Source organism: Rathayibacter sp. AY1D1 (assembly GCF_002932635.1).
GTDB lineage: Bacteria > Actinomycetota > Actinomycetes > Actinomycetales > Microbacteriaceae > Rathayibacter.
Window position 1 is genome coordinate 1 of record NZ_PSVY01000036.1, and the last position, 22,132, is coordinate 22,132.

Genomic DNA, 22,132 nt, shown 5'->3' on the forward strand with positions numbered 1-22,132 from the left:
CCCACCCTTCACGCTGATCGAGGAGCCAGCCCCGCCGGCGTACCGAGATCCCCTGCACCGGACCCCCTCTGCCGGGCCCGCGCCCCTCCCCGTGCCCGCTCGACCGCGGAGCTCGCGATACTGTGAGCCCTCTCACCCCGGACCTCCAAGGAGACGCACATGTCGGTCGGCCTGCTCGCGGTTGTCGATGACATCCTCACCGCCGCCCTGAAGGCGAGCGCCAAGACGGCGGGCGTCGTGATCGACGACGCCGCCGTCACCCCGCAGTACGTGCAGGGCCTCACGCCCGCGCGGGAGCTGCCGGTGGTCGGGCGGATCGCGCTGGGGAGCCTGTTCAACAAGTTCGTCATCATCATCCCGCTGGCGCTGCTGCTCTCGGCGTTCGCGCCGCAGGTGCTGCCGTACCTGCTGATCCTCGGCGGCGCGTTCCTCTGCTTCGAGGGGGCGGAGAAGGTGCTCGAGTGGTTCGGCGTCTCGCACGGCGACCACGAGACGGAGGCGCGCGACGAGAAGAAGCTCGTCTTCGGCGCCATCCGCACCGACCTCATCCTGAGCACCGAGATCATGCTGATCGCGCTCGACGGCCTCGACCCCGACTTCGGGATCTGGCCCACGCTCGGCGCGCTCCTGGTCGTCGGGCTCGGGATGACCGTGCTCGTCTACGGCGCCGTCGCGCTGCTCGTGAAGATCGACGACGTGGGCCTGCGCCTGATGAAGAACGCGGCCCGCGGCGTGCGGCGCACCGGAGCGAGGATCGTCGCGTCGATGCCGGTCGTGTTCCGCGCGATCAGCATCATCGGCACGCTCGCCATGCTCTGGGTCGGCGGGCACCTCGTCGTCGCGAACCTCGCCGAGACGGTGTGGCACGGTCCGTACGACCTCGTGCACGTCGTCACCCACGCGGTCGAGGGCGCGGGCCCGGTCGTCGTGTGGCTGGCCGACACCTTCGTCTCGATGATCTTCGGCCTCGTGCTGGGTCTGGTCATCGCCGCCGTCGTGATGGGCGTCTCGCGCCTGCGCACCCGCGACGAGGCGGCCGCGGGGCACTGAGCGGCGTCTCGATACGCCGCGTGCCGCGGCCGCTCGACCGGCATAGAGGTGCGCGGTCGCTCCACCGGCGCGGAGGTGTGCGGCTGCCCGACCGGCACGGATCCACGCTGATCGAGTAGCCCGCGCCGCGGGCGTATCGGGATCCCACGACGCGCCGCCCGCGCCGCGCCGCTCCGACGGCGAACGACGGACCGCCCCCGTCCCCGGAGGGGCGGAGGCGGTCCGTGTCGGAGGGGGCGTCAGCAGCTGCGGGCCGCGTACGCTCCCGTCGCCACCGAGGTGACCTGCTTGCCGTCGACCGTGCCCGTCGCGGTGACGGTGGCCTGGCCGGCCGGCACCGAGGCCGCGCGCGTGGTGAACGCGGCGCTGCCGCTCGCGCCGGGCGCGACTCCGGTGACCTGCTTCGACCCGGAGGGCGTCGCGATGGTCATCGAGACCGGCACGCCGGACTCGTTCTTCGCCGCGACGGTGAGCGTCACCTTGCCGGCGATGCAGCGGGTGGTCGCCGTGACCGCGACCGCGAGGGCGGCGGGCGCCTTCAGGGTCACCGTCACCGTCGTGGTCGAGGTGACGGAGCCGTCGGCCGCGCGGACCGCGATGGTCGCGACTCCGCCGTTCGCCGTCGTCGGCTGGGTGATCCGCACGGTGGCCGCCGAGTCGGTCGCCACTGCTCCGATCACCGGCATCGCCGTGCCCTCGACGGTGACCGCGTAGGAGGTGCGGGCCGGGTCGAACCCGGCGATGCCGGCTCCTCCGACGCGCAGGGCGCCCAGGGTGGCGACCGCGGCGGGCGAGGCGACCGACTCGTAGAGCTTGGTCTCGGCCACGATCAGGTGCGTGTTGTCGTAGGCGTTCATCACGACGCGGAAGGCCTTGGCCGTGACAGGCGCGAACGACGCGACCAGGGTCGGAGCCGTTCCGCCGGCCGGCGACGCGAGGGCCACGGCCGACTCGTAGCCGGGGACCGCGGTCCAGGTCGTGCTGTCAGCGGCCTGGTACTGCAGCTGGTAGGTCTGCGCCCAGCTGGTGCCGCCGTCGGCCAGGAACTGCACCGACACCTTCTCGACCTGGTGGGTCGAGGGGAAGGTGTAGGTCAGCGAGCTCTGCGCGGCCTTGGTGCCGTTGGTCCAGTTCGACCAGCCCTTGTCGCCGTCCACGCCGTTGCGGGTGCGCTCCGGTCCGTAGCCCGACTCCGACGACGACGCGGTCGCGACGATGCCGGCGTCCGGGTTGAAGTTGCGGAGCGTGCCCGTGGTGACGAGCACCGTGAGCGTGGCGGGGAGCGTAGCGCCGTCGGCGGTCGCCGTTCCCGAGACCGTCACCTGCCCGGTCTGGGCGAGGGAGGCGGTGGTGAGCGGCGTCCAGTCCCAGACGACCGGCACCGGGAAGGTGCTGGCCGAGGCGCCCACGCGGGCGGGGACCGTCGTCGGGGCCGAGGCCTTCACTCCGGCGACCGAGGCGCCCGCGGCGGCCGTGACCGACACGGGGTCGGTCGCGGTCAGTCCGCCGACGTCGACGAGCGCGGTGACCGTGATCGTCTGGCCGTAGAGGTCGGTCGCGGTGCCGGGCACCTCGACGCGCCCGGTCGCGCCGTACGCCGAGTCGGCGGGGCGCTGCCAGGTGACGGCGAGCGGTGCGCCGGCTCCCCAGGAGTACTGCGGGGTGATGCTCGCGGGCAGGGTCGGAGCGACGCCCGCGGTGGTGCGGACGGCGATCGTCTGGCCGGCGGTCGGGGCGAGGTCGCGGAGGGACCACGACTGGTTCGCTCCGCCGTTGGAGGTGTAGACGCCGACCGACGCGTTGTCGGCGCTGGAGCCGCCGTTCACGTCGAGCGACTGGGCGATGGACTCGTTGACGAGCGAGAAGTTCACGCCGTCGGTGGTGTTGACGATCCAGCGGGTCGCGGCGGTCGTCTTCGCCGCGTCGACGGACAGCGAGCGCAGGTCGGTGCCGGCGGTCGTGGCTCCGAGCACGCGTCCGTCGCCGTTGACGAGGACGACGCGGCGGGTGGCCTCGCGCTCGCCGGCGGCGACCTCGCGGACCGTCCAGGTCTGCTTGGCGGCCGCGGCGGAGTCGGTGGCGAGGCCGGTGATCGTGGTCGCGGCGCCCGAGGGGTTGCCGGTCAGGGCCTTGCCGCTCTGGGTGCCGACCAGCTGGTAGCGGTGGCCGTCGCGCAGGGCGGGGGCGGAGTCGGCGACTCCCGAGACTCCGTCGATCGAGAAGCTCGTGACCGACTTGGCGGGCACGGTGATCGTGGCGGTGCGCGAGATGCGGTCGACGCTCACCGGCGTCTTGGCGACCAGGGCGTTGCTCGTGGGAGCGGCGGCCGAGGAGGCCTTCGTGGTGACGTACGGGGTGACCGTCGCGGTGTCGGTGATGGTGCCGAAGCGGGAGAGGTCGAGCACGACGGTCTTCTCGGTCGCGGTGCTGTTGGTGTGCACGACGGTCGCGCCCGAGCCGTCGCCGCGGACGGCGGCGGTGGAGGAGCTGTCGTTGGAGGGCATCAGGTGGTCGCCCTCGTGGATGAACTTGGTGAAGTTCCGGATGGTGTTGAACTTCGAGTTCGTCTCGACGCCGCAGACCGGGGCCTTGGTGGAGTCGCCACCGGCGTCGGCGACGCGGCGGACCGACTTCCAGATCTCGGTCCCGTTCTCCTGGTACGGCTTGCAGTCCAGGTCGATGTAGACGGAGCCCCAGTTGAGGTTCTCGCCCTTGGGCTTGGGCTGCTGCATGTTGTAGTAGTCCTCGACGGGCTGCCAGAGCACCCACGCCTTCGGCTCGAGCTCGCGCAGGTCGTCGTTGATGCGGCCGGCGATGCCGAGGCCGTTCTCCATGTTGGTGGGGTCGAAGCCGGTGACCCAGTTGCCCTCGATCTCGCTCATCCACAGGTCGGTGTCGGCCTGCTTCGCGAGGTCGCGGACCTTGAGGCGGCCCGAGGTGCCGTAGGTGTGGACGTTCATCCGGTCGACCTCGGCGCGGATCGCGGCGGAGTAGGCGGCCCAGTTCGTCGCGAAGATGTCGGGGTTGGTCTCGTCCATCGCGGCGATGCCGGCGTCGGTGGTCGAGGCGTCCAGTGCGCCAGCGACGTCGGGGATCAGACCCGCTTGGCGCGTCGGTCCGACGTGCATTCCCTCCTGGCGTCCGCCGGTCGGGACGCCGTTGGAGAGCTGCGTGCCCCAGTAGTTCGTGTTCGGCTCGTTGAAGGGGTCGAGCGTGTCGAACTCGATGCCGTACTCGTCCTCCATGTGCTCGGTGACCTTCACGAGGTACTTCGCGAACTGCTCCTCGGCGGCGGGCTTCAGCTGCTCGCTGTTCGCGTCGAAGCCGCCCGAGACGTAGCCGCTCTCGGTCATGAAGTACGGGGCGGAGTTGGAGAACGCCTCCCAGTGCGAGATCTGCTTCTCCTCGGCCAGCCTCTCGACCCACCAGCGCTGCGTCTCGTCGGCGGTCCAGTCGTAGGAGGCGGGGTCGTCCGCGTTCCACTTGGCCAGGAGCGCGTCGCGGTCGGCGAGCTTCGTGGAGGTGCCGCCGTAGGTCGACGCGTCGCCGGCCGGGTTCTGCTTCCACCAGCCCTCGACGGCACCGCCCGGGCGGAGGTAGTCCTTCACGTCGGAGGCGTTGCCGCCGCCGATGTTGTAGCGGGCGATGTTGAGGTCGAGGCCGCTGCCGCCGAAGACCTTCTGGTAGAGGTCCTCGCGGAGGGCCTCGGGATAGCCGCCGGTCGCGTTCGCGAACCAGACGAGGCTGGTGCCCCAGCCCTCGAACGCCTCACCGGCGGCGGCAGGGTTCGGCGTGATGCGGAACGCGTCCGCGGCCTGAGCGGGGGCCGCTGCGGCGGGGATCGCCAGCAGTGCTCCTGTGGCCAGGGCGGCGCTCGTGGCGAGCGCGGCGACCCTTCTGAAGGACATCGACATTGATGCGGTCTCTCTTTCGCCATCGAAATGCGGGCATGTTCACGTGAACGCGCCCTGACGGCCGACTGTACATGTTCACGTCAACAATCGGAAGGTGCTCAGGGGCGGGCGAGGCCCGCAGGGTCGAGGAGCCGGGAGTCGTCGCAGTCGACGCCGAGTGCGACGACTCCTGGTGGGTCGTGGGCATGCGGAGGCGTGCGGCCGCGCGCCACGCCACCCCCGCGCTCAGACGCGATGCGTCGTCTCCGGGAAGGCCTCGGGCTCGCACTGGATGGTCGCGTGGTCGATGCCGTGGCGCTCGCGGAGCACGGCGAGCACCCGCGAGAGCGCGGTGCGGTAGTCGGCGTCGGGGGCGACGACCACGTGGCCGGTGGCGCTCTCCATGCCCGAGGTGATCGTCCACACGTGCAGGTCGTGCAGCGCGAGCACGCCGGGGACGGCGCAGACGTCGCGCTCGAGCGCTGCGAGGTCGACGTGCGCGGGCGCCGACTCCATCAGGATCCCCAGCGCCTGCCGCGTCAGCGACCAGGTGCGGGGAAGGATCAGCAGCCCGATCAGCACGCCGACGATCGGATCCGCCCACGCCCAGCCGGTGGTGAGCAGCACGATCGCCGCGACGATCACGCCGATCGAGCCGAGCGCGTCGCCGAGCACCTCGAGGGAGGCTCCGCGGAGGGTGATGCTCTCCTTCGCCCCGGCGGACAGCAGGCGCAGGCTCACGAGGTTGACCGCCAGGCCCACGACGGCGGTGATCAGGAGGGGGCCGCCGGGCACCGCGGGCGGCTCGGCGAAGCGGCGGACGGCCTCGACGATCACGAACGCGGCGACAGCGAACAGCAGCAGGCCGTTGGCGAGGGCGGCCAGCACTTCGAGGCGGTAGGAGCCGTAGGTGCGGCCCTTCGCGGCGGGGCGGGCGGCGAGCGAGATCGCGGCGATCGACATTCCGAGGGCCAGCACGTCGGTGCCCATGTGCGCGGCGTCCGAGAGCAGCGCGAGCGAGCCCGTCGCGACTCCGACCGCGAACTCGACGACCATGAACGCCGCGGTCAGCACGAAGGCGGCCACGAGCGGACGCCGGTGCCGTGCGGCGGCGGAGCCGGCCGGAACGCCGTGAGAGTGGCCCATCGGCTCCTCCGATCCCTGTTCGTATAAACAGTCTTGCATGCGTCCGGAGGCGAGCGCGAGGGCCCTCAGCCGACCAGCGGGTCCAGCGCCTCGCCGAGGTAGGGCGCCAGGGTCCGGGCATAGGACTCGGTGAGGTGCCCGAGGTCGCGGTACACCTTCACTCCGCCGATCACGAGGGGGCAGCCGCGGTCGTCGCAGAACCAGCGGGTGAGGTCGACGGCGGCGGCGCCCGGCCAGTCCTCGGCGGCGGCGGCCATCAGCTCGCGGTCGGCGAAGGCCTCGTCGAGCGGCACGGTGCAGTCGGCCGCGGAGCCCGGCTCCTCGGCGCAGGCCAGCAGGGAGAGCGAGGGCAGCACCGGATTGTCGCGGATCGCGACCACCGTGGATCCGCGGGCGATCAGCGGCGCCCACGACTCGTGGAACCCGTCGATGCCGGCCTGCTCGTCGGGGGTGCCGGACGCGTCGACGAACACGGACTTCTTCGCGGAGTAGGCGGTGACGACGAGCGCGTACGGCTCCTGGCCCGCGAGCTCCTCCTGCAGCTTCCCGTTCCAGACGTCGCAGGAGCGGCGGGAGGAGGCGGAGTCGTCGCGCCGCTCCGCGGTCGAGAAGACGCAGCCCGTCTTGTAGTAGGTGTGCAGGTCCCAGCCGCGCTCCTCCGCGACGCCGCGCAGCGCCGGGAAGAACGACGCCGCGTGCGAGTTGCCGATGAGCAGCACGCGGAGGCCGGCGGGATCGCCGAAGCGGCACTCCTTGAGCGCGGTGCCGGAGTTGCCCGTGCTGCACTCGTCGGTGTTCAGTGCGGAGCCGTCCTCCGAGGCGTCGACGGCGGGCAGGCTCGTGGTCCAGGAGTCGGGGCAGGCGTTCGCGAGCGCCGCGGCTCCGACGCAGCCCTCGGTCGAGACGGGGAGGGCGTGCGCGCGGGTGAGGTCGGCGGCGATCGCGGCGTTCGTTCCGGTGAGGCCCGTCGCTCCGACCAGGGCGGCGACGGCCAGCAGGGCCGCCGGGGCGAGCGCGCGGAGGCGGTGCGGGCGCTCGGCGGGGGCGCGGCGGTGGAGGGGGTCCTCGAGGAAGCGCTTCGAGGCGGCGGCCAGGAGGATCGCGGCGGCGATGACGCCCACGCCCGCCGGAGCGGTCGGGTCCTCGCCGCTGCTCTCGCGCCAGAAGACCAGGAGCGGCCAGTGCCAGAGGTAGGTCCCGTAGCTCAGGCCGCCCAGCCACACGAGCGGGCGCAGGGCCAGCAGGCGGCCGACTCCGCGCTCCGGGGCGGGGCCGGTCCCGGCGACGAGCACGAGCACCGCCGAGAGGGTCGGCCAGAGCGCGGCGGCGCCCGGGAACGCGCTCGAGACCTGGAGCACGAACCCGCAGGAGACGACTCCGATCAGCCCCAGCCACCCGGCGACCGTCCGCAGGGCCGCCGGGATCGCCAGTCCCGGGAGCACGAGGGCCGCGAGCGAGCCGAGCCCGAACTCCCACGAGCGGGCGAGGGTGCTGTAGTACGCGGTCGGCTGGTCGATCCCGACCAGCACGACGGAGAACGCGAACGAGAGGACGGTGAGCGCCGCGACGAGCGCCAGCAGGAACCGCGGCAGCTGCGCGCGTCGCCGCAGCAGCACGGCGGCGAGGGTCGCGACGAGCACCAGGGCGAGCCAGACCAGATAGAACTGCCCCTGCACCGACATCGCCCAGAAGTTCTGCACCGGCGAGTGGAAGTCGTCCTGCGCGAGGTAGTCCACTCCGGCCCGCGCGAGCGCGACGTTCTCGACGTAGAAGGTCGAGGCGAGCACCTCGGTGAAGGTCTGCAGCAGCTGCGAGGGGCGCAGGAGGAGCGGAGCGAGCGCCGCGACGACGACCAGCACCACCGCGGCCGCCGGGAAGAGCCGCGAGGCGAGCCTCCGGAGGAAGGCGATCGGACGCACGCGCCCGAACCGCCGGATCTGGCCGAGGAGGGTCAGTGTGGTGAGGAACCCGGCGATCACGAAGAAGACGTCGACGCCTCCGGAGACGCGGCCCAGCCAGATGTGGAACGTCGCGACCAGGAGGGACGCGACGGCGCGCAGTCCCTCGATCTCGGGCCGGTAGCCGGACGCGTCGGCCTTGCGCACCAGCGCGGACCGGCCGGAGGCGGCGGTGCGGGCGGAGTGGCGGGGCAACGGGTTCCTTCCGTGACGGTCGGCGGGCGGTGGGGCGGGAGCCGTCGATCGTCGGTGTTCAGGATCGCGCTCTCCCGCCCTCAGGGGAACCGTGTCCGGGGTGCTGTCCACCTGGTTGGGGGCTGCGGAGGCGAGGTGCGCGACAGGTGTCCGCTTACTCGGCTGTTCCGGGCCTTCCGGGTGACATGAGAACTCGGAGGTCGCCGTCCGCGCGCGCGACCACGGCGACTTCTGCGGAGTCGCCGGCGGGCGGGACCGAGGGTGGATCGAATGCGGGTGGCGCGGATCGACTGGCGCGGATGGACGGGCTTAAGTGAGGTAAGGCTATGCTTACCCGGGCTCCGCGCCGAGACGCGGGTGCCGCCCGCCGACGGACCGGGCCGACGAGCCCTGCCGGCGAACCGGGCCCATGAATTGGGCCTATAAACCGGGCCGACGACCGACGCCCACGAACCACGGGAGATCCATGTCCACGCACCGACGGCGCCCCGCCGCCCTCGCCCTCGCCGCCCTGACCCTGCTCGCCCTCACCGGCTGCGGCGCCTCCGAGCAGATCGAGCCCGAGAGCACGGCCGCCGCGGGGGAGGGCACGACTTCGTATCCGCTCATGCTGGACGACTGCGGCACCGCGACCACCGTCACCGCCCCTCCGCAGCGGGTCGTCTCCCTCGACCAGAACTCGACCGAGATCCTGCTGTCCCTCGGCCTCGAGGACCGGATGGTCGGCACCGCCTCCTGGACCGACCCCGTGCTCGAGACCCTCGCCTCCGCGAACGAGAGCGTGCCGCGCCTGGCCGACAACGCGCCCACCTACGAGGTGCTGCTCGGCGCCGACCCGGACTTCGTCACGGCCTCCTTCGGCCGGCACTACGCGCCCGAGGGCGTCGCCTCGCGCGACCGCCTCGCCGAGACGGGGATCGGCTCCTACCTCGCCCCCTCCGACTGCGACAACGGAGCGAGCGTCAACGGCGGGAGCGGCACGCGCACCCTCCCGCTGACCGTCGACGTCCTCTACCAGGAGATCCACGAGCTGGCCGAGGTCTTCGACGTGCAGCAGCGCGGTGACGCCCTGGTCGCGCAGCTGCAGGAGCGTGCCGCCGCCGCCACCGAGGGGGTCGACCTCGGCGGCCGGAGCGTCGCCTTCTGGTTCGCCGACACCAAGACGCCCTACATGGCCGGCGGCTACAACTTCGCCTCGATGCTCGGCACCACGACCGGCATGACCAACGTCTTCGCCGACCGCACGGAGGACTGGCCCGCCGTCGGCTGGGAGAGCGTCGTCGCGGCCGACCCGGACGTCCTGGTCCTCGGCGACCTGCAGCGCGACCGCTTCCCCGGCGACCGCCTCGACGACAAGACCGCGTTCCTCCGCTCCGACCCGCTGACCAGCAGCCTGCCCGCGGTGCAGGACGGCCGCTTCATCGCGCTCCACGGCGCCGAGATGAACCCGTCGATCCGCTTCGTCGACGGGCTCGAGAAGATCCGCGCCTGGTGGGACGAGAACCGGGCCTCGCTCTGAGCACGGGCAGGGGCACGGGCACGGGCACGGGCGCGGTCCTCGTCCGCCGGGTGCCGCGGGGCCTTACCGCCGCCGCGCTGGTCGTCGGCGGGCTGCTCGCGCTGGCGCTCTCGGTCGGCGTCGCGGTGACGCTCGGCCCGGCCGACGTCTCGCTCGTGAACGTCCGCGACATCCTCCTCAACCACCTCGGGCTCGCCTCCGTCCCGGTGCGTGCGGCCGAGGACGCGATCGTCTGGCAGGAGCGCCTCCCGCGCGCACTCGTGGCCGCGGCCTGCGGGGCGGGGCTCGGCGTGTGCGGAGTGATCCTGCAGTCGCTGCTGCGCAATCCGCTCGCCGACCCGTTCGTGCTGGGCGTCTCCTCCGGAGCGTCCACGGGCGCGGTGCTCGTCGGCGTGCTCGGGGTGGGCGGAGGAGTGGTCGGGCTCTCCGGAGGCGCCTTCGTCGGCGCGCTGGTCGCCTTCGGCTTCGTGCTGCTGCTCACGCGGTTCTCGGCGGGCGGCACCTCGGGCGTGATCCTGGCGGGGGTGGCGAGCACCCAGCTGTTCTCGGCGCTGACCTCGCTGATCGTGTTCGCTCTCGCCGACTCGGACGAGACGCGCGGCGTGATGTTCTGGCTGCTCGGCTCCCTCGAGGGCATGCGCTGGGACGACGTGGCGCTGAGCGGAGGAGTCGTGCTGCTCGGCTCCGTGGTCTGCCTCGCCGCGGCGCGCACGCTCGACGCGTTCGCCTTCGGGGAGGACGTGGCCGCGTCGCTCGGCGTGCACGTGGGCCGCACCCGCCTCCTCCTGCTGGTGGTGACGGCCCTGCTGACGGCGACCCTGGTGAGCATCGCCGGCGCGATCGGCTTCGTGGGGCTGGTGCTGCCGCACGCCGCGCGACTCGTGTTCGGCCAGCGGCACTCGCGGGTGATCCCCGCGACGATCCTGCTCGGCGCGGTGTTCCTGGTGTGGGTCGACGCCGGATCGCGGGTGGCGTTCGCGCCGACTCCGCTGCCGGTGGGGGTCGGCACGGCACTCGTCGGCGTGCCGGTGTTCATGCTGCTGCTCCTGCGGCGGAGGGGCCGCTCGTGACGCTCGAGGCCGACCGGGTCTCGTGGCGCCGGGGCGGCCGCCTGGTGGTCGACGGGGTCTCGCTCCGCCCCGCTCCCGGCTCGACAGTGGGACTGCTCGGGCCCAACGGCTCGGGCAAGTCGTCGCTGCTGCGGCTGCTGCAGGGCACCGCGGCTCCGGACGCCGGCGTCGTCACCCTCGACGGCGCGCCGCTCCGCTCGCTCCGCCGCCGCGAGGTCGCTCGGGCCGTGGCCACGGTGACGCAGCAGGCCGAGACGGAGGCGGACCTCCCCGTCCGCGACGTCGTCCGGCTGGGGCGCACCCCGCACCGCTCCCTCCTGGGCGGAGACACGGCCGAGGACCTGCGCGCGATCGATCGCGCCCTCGAGCAGGTGGGTCTCGAAGCGAAGGCCGACCACCTCTGGCACACCCTCTCGGGCGGCGAGCGACAGCGCGCGCACATCGCCCGGGCGCTCGCGCAGGAGCCGCGCGAGCTGCTGCTGGACGAGCCGACCAACCACCTCGACATCCGCCATCAGCTGGAGCTGCTGGCCCTGGTGCGGGCGCTGCCGGTGACCACGGTCGTCGCGCTGCACGACCTCAACCTCGCGGCCCTGTTCTGCGACGCGCTGCTGGTGCTGCGCGAGGGGCGCGTGGTCGCGGGCGGCACCCCGGAGGAGGTGCTCACTCCGGCGCTGATCGCGGACGTCTACGGGGTGCGCGCCCGCGTGATCGTCGACGCCGGACGGCCGCACGTGCTGTTCGACTCCTGATTCCGCTGCCGCATCCTGACCCCACTGCCAGACGATCGTCGATCAGTCAACGGTCTCGTCCGTAGTGAGGAGCGCGTTCTACCGTCGGTGAACCGGCTTCGAGACCTCACAGGAGAGGTCCCCCTCGCGCTGGGCGAGGTGCTCTCCTGACGGAGGGCGATGGACGTGCCGGTGACGACGAGGGGAGTCGAGAGATGTCCAGAGACGACGTGGCACCGGGGCGGTTCGCGCGGTTCGTGAAGTGGGTCAACAAGGCCGACGGCTGGGAGCCGCAGTACCTGCGCGGGCGGGTCGTGGCCAAGAAGGACGGCGAGTGGATCGTCGCGGTCGACGGCGAGGAGCGCCGGATCGTGAAGAAGGAGTGGAGCGTCTACCGCTGACCCTCGGGGAGGACTCGTGATGCTGCCCGACCGGCGCACTCCCGAGATCAGAGAGGCCCGTCCCGGAGTCTTCGTGCTCGAGCTGCGCCGCACCCGCCGCCGGCCCGCCGAGGAGCTGGGCGTCCTGATCCGCGCGGGCACGACCTGGACGGTGCTGGGGCCCGAGGGCGTGCTCTCCGACGTGCCGAGCTTCCACGACGCCGTGGCGGCCCTGCGCGAGTAGCGAGGCACCACCGAGGTACCCGCGGCCCCGCTGAGTCGCCCGAGACGGTCGCCCGCTCCGGCGTGTCGACGACCGTCCCGGGCGCCTCGGCGCTGACGCGGAAGGGGACGGCGCGGCGGTGGTGCTGCCGAGGCGTGGGCCCGCCGCGCCTACAGCTGGCGGCCCGGACGCTGCACGCCGACGACGGTGACGGTCAGCGTCGCGGAAGTGCTCTGCGCGGCGGACGGCGCGGACTCCGAGAGGCGCACGGTCAAGCGGAGGTGGTCGGTCGCTCCGACGGCGAGGGCGGGGGAGCCGGGCAGGTCGAGGCGGGAGGCGGCGGGGCGGTCGGCCGACACGGTGGTGACGGTGCCGGGGCAGGTCGCGGCATCGGCCGACCAGGACAGCGAGCAGCGCTCGATCGCGAGCTGCAGGCCGTCCGAAAGGTCGGTGCCCGTGGCCGTCTGCAGCTGGAGGGCCGACATCGGCAGGGTCCCGGCGTTCGTCAGGTCGAGGAGGCGCCGGGCCGTGCCGCCGGGGACGAGTCCCGCGACGGGGACCGGCACGGTCGTCGCTCCGGTGCCGGTGAACGTCGCGATGACGGTGCCGGAGGCGACCCGCGCGCTCACGGAGCCCCGGTCCAGGAGCACGGCGGTGGCGGTGGCGGCGGCGCCGAGGACGAGCGCGCCGGCGACGAGTCCCGCCAGGCCGGCGCGGGAGACCACGCGGCGGCGGACCTCGGGGGAGTGGCGCGGGGCTCCGCGGTCGCGGGAGGACGGCCGGGCGCTGTGCCGTCCGTGCTCAGCGGGCGGACGCAGGGGCTCCGGGGGCGGCGTGCCGTCCGACGAGCGGTGCGCGCCGCTCACGGGGCGACCTCCGCGGGGCGGCGCCAGATGGCGATCAGGAGCGCGCCCACGATGACCGCGCCGCCCGCGGCGAAGAGCGCGAACCGCGCCTCCGGGTGGGCGAGGCCGATGCTCGGCCAGCCCAGCAGCGGCACCACCGAGCTCTCGCGCCAGATCCGCTCGTCCGCGATCGTCACGATCCACGGGTCGGCCGACTCGTTGTTGTCGCCCTTGGTGGTGAGCGCCAGCTGGCCGGGCTCGCGGCCGCGGAGTGCCGCCGCCTCCTCCTCGGAGTAGACGAGGGTGACGCGGTGGATGACGCGGCGGCCCGGATCGTCCGGGTCGGTGAAGACGATCACGTCGCCGGCGCGGATCGCGGCCTGGTCGACGGGCAGGGTGACGGCGAGGGAGCCGACGGGCATCCCGGGCGCCATCGAGTTCGACAGCACCGGCACGAGCCGCACGAGACCGAGCGCGGAGAGGACGAAGACGGCGATGCCGGCGACGGCCACGATCGTGACCAGGCCGCCGAGGAGAGCGCGGAGGGCCTTCACGACTGCTCCCTCCGGTGACGACGGCGCGCCGCCGCGGCGAGCAGGGCGCCCGAGCCGAGGGCGAGCATCCCGCCCAGGAGCGCAGCGCCCAGGTCGCGGCCGGTGACGGCCAGCCCGCCGCCCGCCGCTCCGGGGAAGGAGCCGGGGCCGGGCGTCGCGGAGGGATCCTCCTCCGTCGTGCCCACGAGCACCCGCAGCGACGCCGCCGCGAGCTCGGTCCCGTTGCCGGCCGACTCCGGGAACAGGACGCGGACGCGCACGCCCACGGTGGCCCCGCGCTCGAGCGGACGGACACCGTCGAGCCGGCCGAGCGTCGCCGCGGGTCCGGATCCGAGCGGCATCGCGTCCTCCGGGCAGAGGTAGCGCTCGACCGTGCGCTCCCCGTCGACGACCTCGGCGACCGTGAACGCCGAGTCGCAGAGCTCGACGGACAGCTGGAGGCCGTCGCGCGGGTCCTGCGCCAGCGTCCCTCCGTCGACCGCGAAGGCCACGGAGACCCCCTGCGGCGACAGGCCGGTGCTGGTCACCTCGACCGCCCACTCGGCGCGGTCGCCCGGAGCGAGGTCGGTGAGGGATCCGGGCGCCGAGAGCTCGCGCACGTCGAGCACGCCGACGGGCTCGGCGCTCGCCGCGGGCGCGAGGAGCACCGCCGCGAGGACGGCGACGAGCGCACGGGCGTGGGGCATGGGGACGACTCCGGGGAAAGGGGGATGCCTCCGCCCCGCGCCGGTGGCGGCCGGGCAGGGCGGAGGCGGTGGCGGACGGTCTACTTCTGGATGCCGGCGCGCTGGATCGCGGCGGCGGTGAAGGTGACCGTGGCGGAGGCGTTCTCGTACGCGTTGTCGGCCGCCGTCGGCAGGACGAGCTCGATGAGCGTGTTCAGCGTCACGTCACCGGCGTCCGAGGGGAAGGTCCCGGTCGTGGTGGGGGTGATGCCGAAGTTCGCCGGGGTGAAGTCGACCGCGCCGGCCTGGCCGCCGATGGACGACAGCTTGCCGGATCCGGTGACCGTGGTGGTCCCGCTGCAGGAGTACGGGCCCGCCGGAGTCGTGGTGGGGGCGGTCGTCCAGGCGGTGGAGCAGGTCAGCAGGCGGTAGTCGAGGCCGTTCGGGCCGGAGACGAGAGACTGGCCGACACGGTTCTGGTCGGTGGTGTCGGATCCCACGACGTCGTTGGTGACGGCCTGCGAGAAGCGCACCGTCGAGACGAGGTCGCCGTCGTTGGTGGCGTTCGGCAGGACGATCGTCACCGGGCGCTGGATGGTGTCTCCGGGCGCGATGTCCGTCACGATGAAGGTGCCGTCGAGGTTGATGTCGAGCTGTCCGGCGTCCGCGGTGACGCTGGCGGTCCCGGAGTCGGTGAACACGGCGAAGGCGCCGGCGCCGGCGAGGGCTCCCGCGGCGAGGAGGACGCCGCCGGTGAGGGCGATCTTCTTCCAGGGGCTGCGACGGGTGGGTGCTGTGGTGGTCATGGCGACCGTTCCTTTCTGGTGGGTGGTGCCCGGTGCGGGCGTGGTCTCCCTCACGAGGACACGTGCAGGACGAGAGGGGTGTCGGCGGGGAGGCATCAGCAGCCTCCGGCGGTGGTGACGGCCGGCTGGGCGACGGCGGTCGAGGCGGCGGACGCGACTCCGAGCCAGCGCTGCAGGTCCGGGCGGACCCGCCACTGGTAGCTGCGGCCCTCACCGACCCGGTCGTCGGTGAAGCTCGTCGCGGAGGCGGCGGGTGCCGCGATCACGGTCCAGGGGCCGGGCGTCGTCCCCGCGAGGCGGCGCTCGAGGGTCCAGCCGGTCGCTCCAGCGGCGGCCGACCAGCTCACGAGGGTGCTCGGCCGACCGGCCGTGCAGCTCGCGACAGGCGTGGCGACCACGGAGGAGCTGGTCCAGGCGCCGAGCCCGACCGCTCCGCTCGTGCTGCCGGTGCCGGAGAAGCCGCGCCGGACGAGGGGAGCGGGATCGACCCACACCGTGATCGTGCCGCCCGCCGTGAGCGCGCCGTCCGTGACCGTGTACGCGATCGTCGCGCTCCCGGTCCAGCCGTCGGCCGCGGGCGTGTAGGTGCACGTGGATCCGGAGCAGGAGAAGGTGCCGCGCAGCCCGGCCGGGACGCTCGTGCCGGCCAGGGCGAGGGTCGCGCCCGCGTCCTCGTCGGTGTCGTTCGCGAGCGGAGCGACGGCGACGGCGGGGCCGCCGGTGGTCGCGACCACGCGGTCGGGCCGGGCGACCGGCGCGCGGTTCAGCGCGGTGACGGTGACCGTGACCCGCACGTTCCAGGTGCCGTACTGGCCCGAGAGCGAGTAGTCGAAGACGTCGGTGCCGACGTAGGCGGCGATCGGGCGGTAGGTGCACTGGCCGCGGGTCGCTCCGCTCGCGACGCAGGAGACGGAACCCTGCACGGGAGTGGCGGGGGCGGGGGTCGCCGCGCCTCCGATCGCCTTCGGGGTCGCCGAGAGCTGAGCGCGCGAAAAGGTCGCGCCGGTCGCGGCGGGCCCGTCGTTCGCGAGCACGTCGATCACGACCGATCCGCCCTGCACGACCGTCGCGGCGTCGGCGGCAGGATCGGGAATCACCGAGATGCTCACCGAGGCGGTGCGGGTGAAGGCCCCGCCGGTCGGGCCGGTCGCCGTCGCCGTGGCGGTGTTGGCGATCGTGCCGGCGGTGACGTCGGCGGCGGTGGTCGTGTAGGCGGCGGTCGCGGTGACGACCTGGCCGGGCAGCAGCCGTCCGGAAGTGCCCGGCCAGGAGTAGGTGAGAGCGGAGAGCCCGCTCTTGGGGTCGCTGATCGCGACCGCGGTGAGGGTGGTGGTGCCGGTGTTGGTCGCGCGGAAGGTGTAGGTCACCACGGTGCCGGCGGCGCTGATGAAGGCGGGGTTCGCGGTATTGGTGAGCGCGAGGTCGTTCGTGCGGGTGATCGTCACCGTCCGCGAGGCGGTGGCCGTGACGGCGGCGCCCGTCGGAGGGGTGCCGGTCGCGGTCGCGGTGTTGAGGACCTGGCCCGCGTCGACGTCGGCCTGCGTGAGCGTGTACGAGGCGGTCGCGGTGACCGACTGGCCGATCTCGAGGCGCCCGGCGGTCCCCGGCCAGGAGTAGGCGAGCGCGGAGAGCCCGCTCTTGGGGTCGGTGACCGCGACGGCGCTCAGCCCGGTGTTGCCGGTGTTGGTGGCGGAGAAGCTGTAGGAGACGGTCGAGCCCACGGCGGCCCCGGTCGGGATCGTGCCGTTATTCGTCAGCGAGATCGAGGGCGCGTAGCGGATCGGCGTGGTGGCCGTGGAGGTCGCGGTGACCGTCACGGGCGAGGCTGCCAGCGTGCGCCCGCTGACCGTGGCGGTGTTGGTTACGACCGTGCCCTTGTCGATGTCGGTCTGCAGCACCGTGTATGGCGCCGAGGTGAAGGTCGCGCTCGCTCCGGGTGCGAGCTGAGTCGAGGCGGGCGTGATGCCGGTGACCTTCGGGTCGGCGACGGTGACCGTCTGCAGTGTGACGTTGCCGGAGTTGAGGGCGAGGAAGGAGTAGCGGATCTGCTCGCCCGCGTCGGCCTGGGCGTTGCCGTTCGTGTCGGTGAGCAGGGCGGTCTTGGTGAGGGTCAGAGCGGGAGCCGGGGTGGCGATGGGGGCGGTGGCGGTGGCGGTCCTGCTCGTGACGGGGGTCGTCGTCACGACGTTCGAGATCGTCTCCGTCTTCGTCGCTGCAGCGGTCGCCGTGTTGACGAACGAGCCGGCCACCGCTTCGGCGGCCGTGACCGTATGGGATCCCGTGCAGATGGTGGAGGCGAGCGGGAGCAGGGTCGTCGTCGGACAGGAGATGCTCGCGGCCTTCGGGTCCGTGACGACGATCCCGGTGAGCGTGCCCCGGATGGATCCGTTCGTGACGACGAACTGGTAGGGGATGACGGATCCCTCGGCGTAGGCGACGGGCTGCGTGGTGGTGCGGTCGATCTGCTTGACCAGAGTGATGTCGTCGAGAGTGTTGATGGACGAGACGGAGACGTTGCGGACGAGGTGGGTGTCGTTCGATCCACCGGTGGACGCCGTGAAGCCGAGCTTGTAGGTCGAGGGCGCTGCGGTCGGCATCGTGAACTGCATCAGCTGATCGAGCTGCCCGGCGGGCAGACCCGCTGTCCCTCCCCAGTAGACCGTGACGACGGGAGTGGCGGCAGCCGAGACCATGATCCGTATCGTGCGCCCGTAGGACGCGGGCGGAGCGCCCGTCGATGTCGTGGCCGTCGTGCGGACCGACGTCAGCAGGGGAGGCGAGGCCGACTGGAGGAAGCAGTATCCGCTCTTGGCCTGCCCGGGTCCGCGCGCCACGATCTTGTTCGCCGTGAGGAGCGCCGACCCGGAGTTCGAGGGGCAGTCGGAGCCGAGGCCGAGGGTAGGCGCGGCGGGGGGCCTGGCCGAGAAGTTCCCGAAGGCGTCGATTCCGATCCCGAGGTAGCCGCCGTTCACCCCGTCGACGGTCGCCGACTGGCCGTAGCCGAGCGATCCGCCCGGAGCTCCCGCCGCGGTGAGGGACCTCGAGCCGTCGGTGAGGAAGAAGCCGATGCCGTCGGCCCCGGTCAGCGAGCTTCCGTACTGGTACTGGTCGAACTGGACGTCGATGCCGCCCGCGGCAGGAATGGGCCGGTTGAAGACCGCGCCGCCCTTGGCGTCGTTGCGGGCATCGGTGAGCTGGAGGAAGCCCGGACTCGTCGCGGCGACGGGGGCTTGAGTCCGGTTGGCGCAGACGCCGAGGTTCGAGGACCCGGCCGGGGGTGCGGTCGTCGCCCGGGTGATGCAGCCCCCGTCGAGCGCCTGCCAGGCCGAGTCCGCGACGCTGGTGCCGCCGAAGCCCTCCTGGAGCAGGACCGTGGCCGCCGCAGCTCTCGTCGCCGGCAGAACCACGAGGACGGCGGCGAGCAGGAGCAGGACGAGGCCGAGGGCGATCGAGCGGTCGTGGCTCGGCCGGGCATGCGCGTTCGACACGGATCGACCTCCCCCCGGGGCGCCTCGCCGGGCCTTCCGGATGGAGCGGGATCACGATAGGTCGCGGCTCGGAGGCGCCCTGTCCCCCTGAGACGGGACGTGGGCGGCGGACGACGGGCCCCCGATCCGGTGGGCACGCAGAAGGGGGAGAGCGAGCGCTGAACCAGCGCTCAGGTGGTGTCCAGAAACCGCGACCTATCCGGGGGTCCCCCGCGAGAGTGTTGACGTGCGCACGGCCCTCGCGCCGGGCTCAGGGCGGCCTGGATCCGTGTCGGCCCCGCGGGACCCCGGAGTTCCGCCACCGACACGATGCGGTTCCGCTCCCGTGGCGGGCATCTCCGGAGCAGTGGCGCGAGATAGCGCTCTCACCAGGACCTTCTCCGGATCGCTCCGCTGCTCGACGCCAGGTGGGAGCGCCGCCGCGGGTGTCCCTGAAGTGGGTCTGGTGGTCGCGCGGCGGACGCGGGAGGATGCATTCGCGCCTGCCCGCCCGCACGGTCCCCCGAAGGACCGCACCGCGCCCCCTCCACGGTGGTCCGATCCGGACCGCAGCACCCCCCTCACACCTTCCGGTCAGGCTCCGCCGACCGAGCAGCCCTCTCCACGTCGGGATCCCATGTCCTCTCCTGCGCGCCACAGCCGCCGTCTCGTCCTCACCGGAGCCGCCCTCGGCGTCGGATCCGCCTTCGCCTACGCGATGACCGCGTCCGCGGCGCCCGACTACAGCGTGATCCCGCCGCTGCCCAACGAGCTCGGGCGCAGCGACACGGCGATCTCGCGCGTGGGGAAGAAGCCGTACCAGATCATCGACGTGATGATCGGCACCGACCGCGCGCGGCTCTTCGTTCCGCACACCGCGGTCCCCTCGCAGCGGATCGGCCGGGTCGTCTACTGGTACTACCACGCCAACGGGAGCACCTACGCGGCCCTGTCCGGCGCCTACCAGTACAGCGCCGACCAGGCCGTCGACAAGGGCGTCATCTCGATCTGCCCGAACTACGGCGGCAGCATCTACACGAACAAGCGGGCCGTCGCCATGCAGGTGGACGCGGTCGCCTGGTTCCAGAAGACGTGGCGGATCGGGGCGAGTTTCCTCCGCTCGAACTCCGGCGGTGGCGCACTGCTCTGCTGGGCGTACGGCAACAAGCTGGTCCCCGAGATCCGCGGCGCGTACCACGCGGCCGGCGTCTACGACATGGCCGACATGGCCCGCCGCGATCCGGGGCGCGTCCTGCCGGACTACGACAACGACCCCTCGACGATCCCGGCGACCGACCCCGCGCTGCTGCCGCAGGCCTCGTGGGCGGGGGCGCGGATCCGCACGACCGGCTCGACCGAGGACGTCCTCGTCCCCATCGCCGTGCACGGAGGGGCGTGGGTCGCGCTCGCGAAGCCCGTCGCGAAGGAGGCGGTGGTCCTCTACACGCCGACCGAGGGCGCTCCGAACGGCCACAACGTGCCGAGCCTGACGAACAAGGACATGCTCGACACGTTCGACCGCTGGCTCGCGGAGCAGCCGGTCGTTCCGCTGCCCGACGAGCCCGCCTCGTCGATCCCGGGCGAGGGCACGTACCAGAACTCCTCGCCGCTCATCACGACGGCGGGCACCTGGAGCACGATCTCCTCCTCCGCCGACAGCGGTGGGAGCATCAGCTACTCCAGCTCGGCCGGAGCGTCCGCGAGCTTCCGCTTCTCGGGCACGGGCGTCAGCTGGGTGAGCCGGATGACGGCGACCTCCGGCATCAACGAGGTGCTGCTCGACGGCGTCCTTGTCGCCACCGTCGACCGCTACAGCCCCACGACCCGCTCGGGTCAGACGGTCTGGACGAGCGGGCCGATCGCCGCCGGCACCCACACGGTCACGATCCGCCGCGGGACGACGCGCAACCCGGCGTCCACCGGATCCACGCTGATCCTCGACGCCTTCGTCGTGACCGCGGGGACCGTCTCCACGTCGACGCCCACCCCCACCGCGACGGCGTCTCCGACCAGCACGCCGACGCCCACCGACACGCCGACTCCGACCGAGACCCCGACGGCCACGTCCACGCCCACCCCGACCTCGACGCTGCCGGCGGCGGGGACGTACCAGAACGGAGCCGCCGTCATCGCGACGGTCGGCACCTGGGCGACGCTCTCGAGCACCGCCGACAGCGGCGGCAGCATCTCGTACTCCAGCACCTCCACGGCCTCGGCGACCCTCCGCTTCCGGGGCACGAAGGTCAGCTGGGTGAGCCGGATCACCCCGACCTCCGGCATCAACGAGGTCCTGATCGACGGCGTGCTCGTCGCCTCCGTCGACCGCTACAGCGCCACGAACCGCTCGGCCCGCACCGTGTTCACCAGCAGCACCCTCAGTGCCGGTGAGCACACCATCACCATCCGCCGCGGCAGCAAGCGCAACGCCGCCTCCACGGGCAACTCGCTGATCCTGGACGCCTTCGTCGTCGTGTGAGCCGCTCGAGCGCCCGAGCCGCCCGCGTGATTCCGGACAGAGGACGCGGGCGGGCTCGGGTGGTCGGGTGTTCGGGGGCTCGTGAAGGGGGCCCTTGTCGCTGAGGCGCTCGCTCGGCGCCCACTGCGCTGAGTCGCCCCGAAATGCAGTTGTTTCAGCGTTCTCGGGACCAACTCGGGCACCTCAGCGGGCTTCGCGCGAGGCGGCCCGTGCGAGCATGCGGGGATGAGAACGCTGATTCTCGGAGGCACGGGCTGGCTCGGCGGGCACCTCGCGGAGGAGGCGCTGCGGCGCGGCCACGACGTGACCTGCCTCGTGCGCGGGACGGCCGTGCCCGCGAGGGCGTCCCTCGTCCGGGCCGACCGCGACCGCGACGACGCTCTCTACGCCGTGGCTGCGGCATCGTGGGACGCGGTGATCGACGTCTCCTCGACCCCGCAGCACGTCCGCCGATCCGTCCGCGACCTGCGCTGCAGCGCCTACGTCCTCGTCTCGACCACGAGCGTCTACGCCGAGAACGCGGTCGTCGGCGCGGACGAGGACGCCGAGCTGCTCCCTCCCTCCGACGACCCCGCCTCGTACGGCGCCGCGAAGGCCGCCTGCGAGCAGACCGTGCTTGCCGGATCCGCGCCGTCCCTGATCGCGCGCGCCGGCCTGATCGGCGGCCCCGGCGACCCGACGAGCCGCTCCTCCTACTGGCCCTGGCGCTTCAGCGCGCGGTCCGGGCCCGTGCTGGTGCCGGATGCGCCCGAGCTGCCGACGTCCGTGGTCGACGTGCGGGACCTCGCCGCCTGGCTGGTGGCGTCCGCCGAGGCGCGGGTGGAGGGCGTGATGAACGTCTGCGGGACCCCCGTGCCGTTCGCCGAGCACCTGGCCGTGGCGCGCGGCGGGTCGTCCGCCGAGCCGGTCGCCGTGCCGGAGGAGTGGCTGCTCGAGCGCGGCGTGGGCCAGTGGGCGGGCCCCGGCTCGCTCCCGCTGTGGATCGCGGACCCCGACTGGCGCGGCATGAACGCGCGCTCGACGGCACGGGCGGAGGCCGCGGGATTCGAGCGCCGCGAGCTCGCCGAGACGCTGCGGGACGCGGCGGCCGCGCACGTGCCGGGACGCGGAGCCGGGCTGGGGGAGGAGCGGCTCGTCGGGTCGCCGGGGCCGCC

Annotated in this window: 16 protein-coding genes; 8 read left to right on the plus strand and 8 right to left on the minus strand. The window is 73.1% G+C overall.

Going from position 1 to position 22,132, the window contains the following annotated elements; genetic code table 11:
• Positions 1-159: 159 nt before the first annotated feature.
• Positions 160-1,050 carry a DUF808 domain-containing protein gene (locus C5C56_RS15650; protein WP_104319905.1) on the plus strand — a complete coding sequence of 297 codons (891 nt, stop codon included), beginning with the start codon at positions 160-162 and terminating at the stop codon, positions 1,048-1,050.
• A 239-nt stretch (positions 1,051-1,289) separates the two neighbouring features.
• Here the strand turns inward: C5C56_RS15650 and C5C56_RS15655 are convergent, their stop codons facing one another.
• From C5C56_RS15655 to C5C56_RS15665, 3 genes are all read right to left on the minus strand, one after another.
• Entirely contained in the window at positions 1,290-4,958 is a 3,669-nt protein-coding gene (locus C5C56_RS15655) for a glycoside hydrolase (protein WP_181137620.1), read from the minus strand.
• A 231-nt stretch (positions 4,959-5,189) separates the two neighbouring features.
• Positions 5,190-6,089, minus strand: a complete 900-nt coding sequence (locus tag C5C56_RS15660) for a cation diffusion facilitator family transporter (protein ID WP_104226358.1) — start codon at positions 6,087-6,089, stop codon at positions 5,190-5,192.
• A 65-nt stretch (positions 6,090-6,154) separates the two neighbouring features.
• On the minus strand, positions 6,155-8,242 hold the full coding sequence (locus C5C56_RS15665) for an acyltransferase family protein (RefSeq protein WP_146086508.1): 2,088 nt from the start codon (positions 8,240-8,242) through the stop codon (positions 6,155-6,157).
• A 466-nt stretch (positions 8,243-8,708) separates the two neighbouring features.
• Between C5C56_RS15665 and C5C56_RS15670 the strand changes: the two genes are divergently transcribed.
• From C5C56_RS15670 to C5C56_RS15690, 5 genes are all read left to right on the plus strand, one after another.
• Positions 8,709-9,761: an ABC transporter substrate-binding protein gene (locus tag C5C56_RS15670; RefSeq protein WP_104319908.1), complete on the plus strand. Its 1,053-nt coding sequence runs from the start codon at positions 8,709-8,711 to the stop codon at positions 9,759-9,761.
• The gene (locus C5C56_RS15675) at positions 9,734-10,831 is read left to right on the plus strand and encodes a FecCD family ABC transporter permease (RefSeq protein WP_374954278.1); all 1,098 of its coding nucleotides are present in this window, start codon (positions 9,734-9,736) and stop codon (positions 10,829-10,831) included. The genes C5C56_RS15670 and C5C56_RS15675 overlap by 28 nt, the downstream gene beginning before the upstream one ends.
• Complete coding sequence (locus C5C56_RS15680) at positions 10,828-11,583, plus strand: ABC transporter ATP-binding protein (RefSeq protein WP_104258091.1); 756 nt, start codon at positions 10,828-10,830, stop codon at positions 11,581-11,583. The genes C5C56_RS15675 and C5C56_RS15680 overlap by 4 nt, the downstream gene beginning before the upstream one ends.
• Positions 11,584-11,777: 194 nt before the next feature.
• Positions 11,778-11,963, plus strand: a complete 186-nt coding sequence (locus tag C5C56_RS15685) for a hypothetical protein (protein WP_104223398.1) — start codon at positions 11,778-11,780, stop codon at positions 11,961-11,963.
• 19 nt (positions 11,964-11,982) lie between these two features.
• The gene (locus tag C5C56_RS15690) at positions 11,983-12,186 is read left to right on the plus strand and encodes a hypothetical protein (protein ID WP_104226362.1); all 204 of its coding nucleotides are present in this window, start codon (positions 11,983-11,985) and stop codon (positions 12,184-12,186) included.
• A gap of 149 nt (positions 12,187-12,335) precedes the next feature.
• On the opposite strand, the gene C5C56_RS15695 is transcribed toward C5C56_RS15690, so the two are convergent.
• The 5 genes from C5C56_RS15695 to C5C56_RS15715 all read right to left on the minus strand — a co-directional run bounded on the left by C5C56_RS15695 (position 12,336) and on the right by C5C56_RS15715 (position 18,523).
• Entirely contained in the window at positions 12,336-13,031 is a 696-nt protein-coding gene (locus tag C5C56_RS15695) for a peptidase (protein ID WP_104260823.1), read from the minus strand.
• The gene (locus tag C5C56_RS15700; RefSeq protein WP_104223395.1) at positions 13,028-13,564 is read right to left on the minus strand and encodes a signal peptidase I; all 537 of its coding nucleotides are present in this window, start codon (positions 13,562-13,564) and stop codon (positions 13,028-13,030) included. The genes C5C56_RS15695 and C5C56_RS15700 overlap by 4 nt, the downstream gene beginning before the upstream one ends.
• Positions 13,561-14,250 (minus strand): hypothetical protein, encoded by a 690-nt coding sequence (locus tag C5C56_RS18040; protein ID WP_104273823.1) that lies wholly within the window; start codon positions 14,248-14,250, stop codon positions 13,561-13,563. Before C5C56_RS18040 ends, C5C56_RS15700 begins: the two co-directional genes overlap by 4 nt.
• A gap of 80 nt (positions 14,251-14,330) precedes the next feature.
• Positions 14,331-15,035, minus strand: coding sequence for a TasA family protein (locus C5C56_RS15710; RefSeq protein WP_104319909.1), 705 nt, complete (start codon positions 15,033-15,035; stop codon positions 14,331-14,333).
• A gap of 95 nt (positions 15,036-15,130) precedes the next feature.
• The gene (locus tag C5C56_RS15715) at positions 15,131-18,523 is read right to left on the minus strand and encodes an Ig-like domain-containing protein (protein ID WP_104319910.1); all 3,393 of its coding nucleotides are present in this window, start codon (positions 18,521-18,523) and stop codon (positions 15,131-15,133) included.
• 616 nt (positions 18,524-19,139) lie between these two features.
• On the opposite strand from C5C56_RS15715, the gene C5C56_RS18045 reads away from it, so the two are divergent.
• Entirely contained in the window at positions 19,140-20,978 is a 1,839-nt protein-coding gene (locus tag C5C56_RS18045; RefSeq protein ID WP_181027253.1) for a hypothetical protein, read from the plus strand.
• Positions 20,979-21,203: 225 nt separating this feature from the next.
• A partial coding sequence (locus C5C56_RS15725; protein ID WP_104319911.1) for an NAD-dependent epimerase/dehydratase family protein occupies positions 21,204-22,132 on the plus strand: 929 nt, incomplete at its 3' end.

What these genes read in the sequence shown, in the direction of transcription:
- C5C56_RS18040 (WP_104273823.1), bottom strand. Translation starts at nt 14,250, where the DNA reads ATGCCCCACGCCCGTGCGCTCGTCGCCGTCCTCGCGGCGGTGCTCCTC.
- C5C56_RS15710 (WP_104319909.1), bottom strand. Translation starts at nt 15,035, where the DNA reads ATGACCACCACAGCACCCACCCGTCGCAGCCCCTGGAAGAAGATCGCC.
- C5C56_RS18045 (WP_181027253.1), top strand. Translation starts at nt 19,140, where the DNA reads ATGTCCTCTCCTGCGCGCCACAGCCGCCGTCTCGTCCTCACCGGAGCC.
- C5C56_RS15650 (WP_104319905.1), top strand. Translation starts at nt 160, where the DNA reads ATGTCGGTCGGCCTGCTCGCGGTTGTCGATGACATCCTCACCGCCGCC.
- C5C56_RS15660 (WP_104226358.1), bottom strand. Translation starts at nt 6,089, where the DNA reads ATGGGCCACTCTCACGGCGTTCCGGCCGGCTCCGCCGCCGCACGGCAC.
- C5C56_RS15685 (WP_104223398.1), top strand. Translation starts at nt 11,778, where the DNA reads ATGTCCAGAGACGACGTGGCACCGGGGCGGTTCGCGCGGTTCGTGAAG.
- C5C56_RS15655 (WP_181137620.1), bottom strand. Translation starts at nt 4,958, where the DNA reads ATGTCCTTCAGAAGGGTCGCCGCGCTCGCCACGAGCGCCGCCCTGGCC.
- C5C56_RS15690 (WP_104226362.1), top strand. Translation starts at nt 11,983, where the DNA reads ATGCTGCCCGACCGGCGCACTCCCGAGATCAGAGAGGCCCGTCCCGGA.
- C5C56_RS15670 (WP_104319908.1), top strand. Translation starts at nt 8,709, where the DNA reads ATGTCCACGCACCGACGGCGCCCCGCCGCCCTCGCCCTCGCCGCCCTG.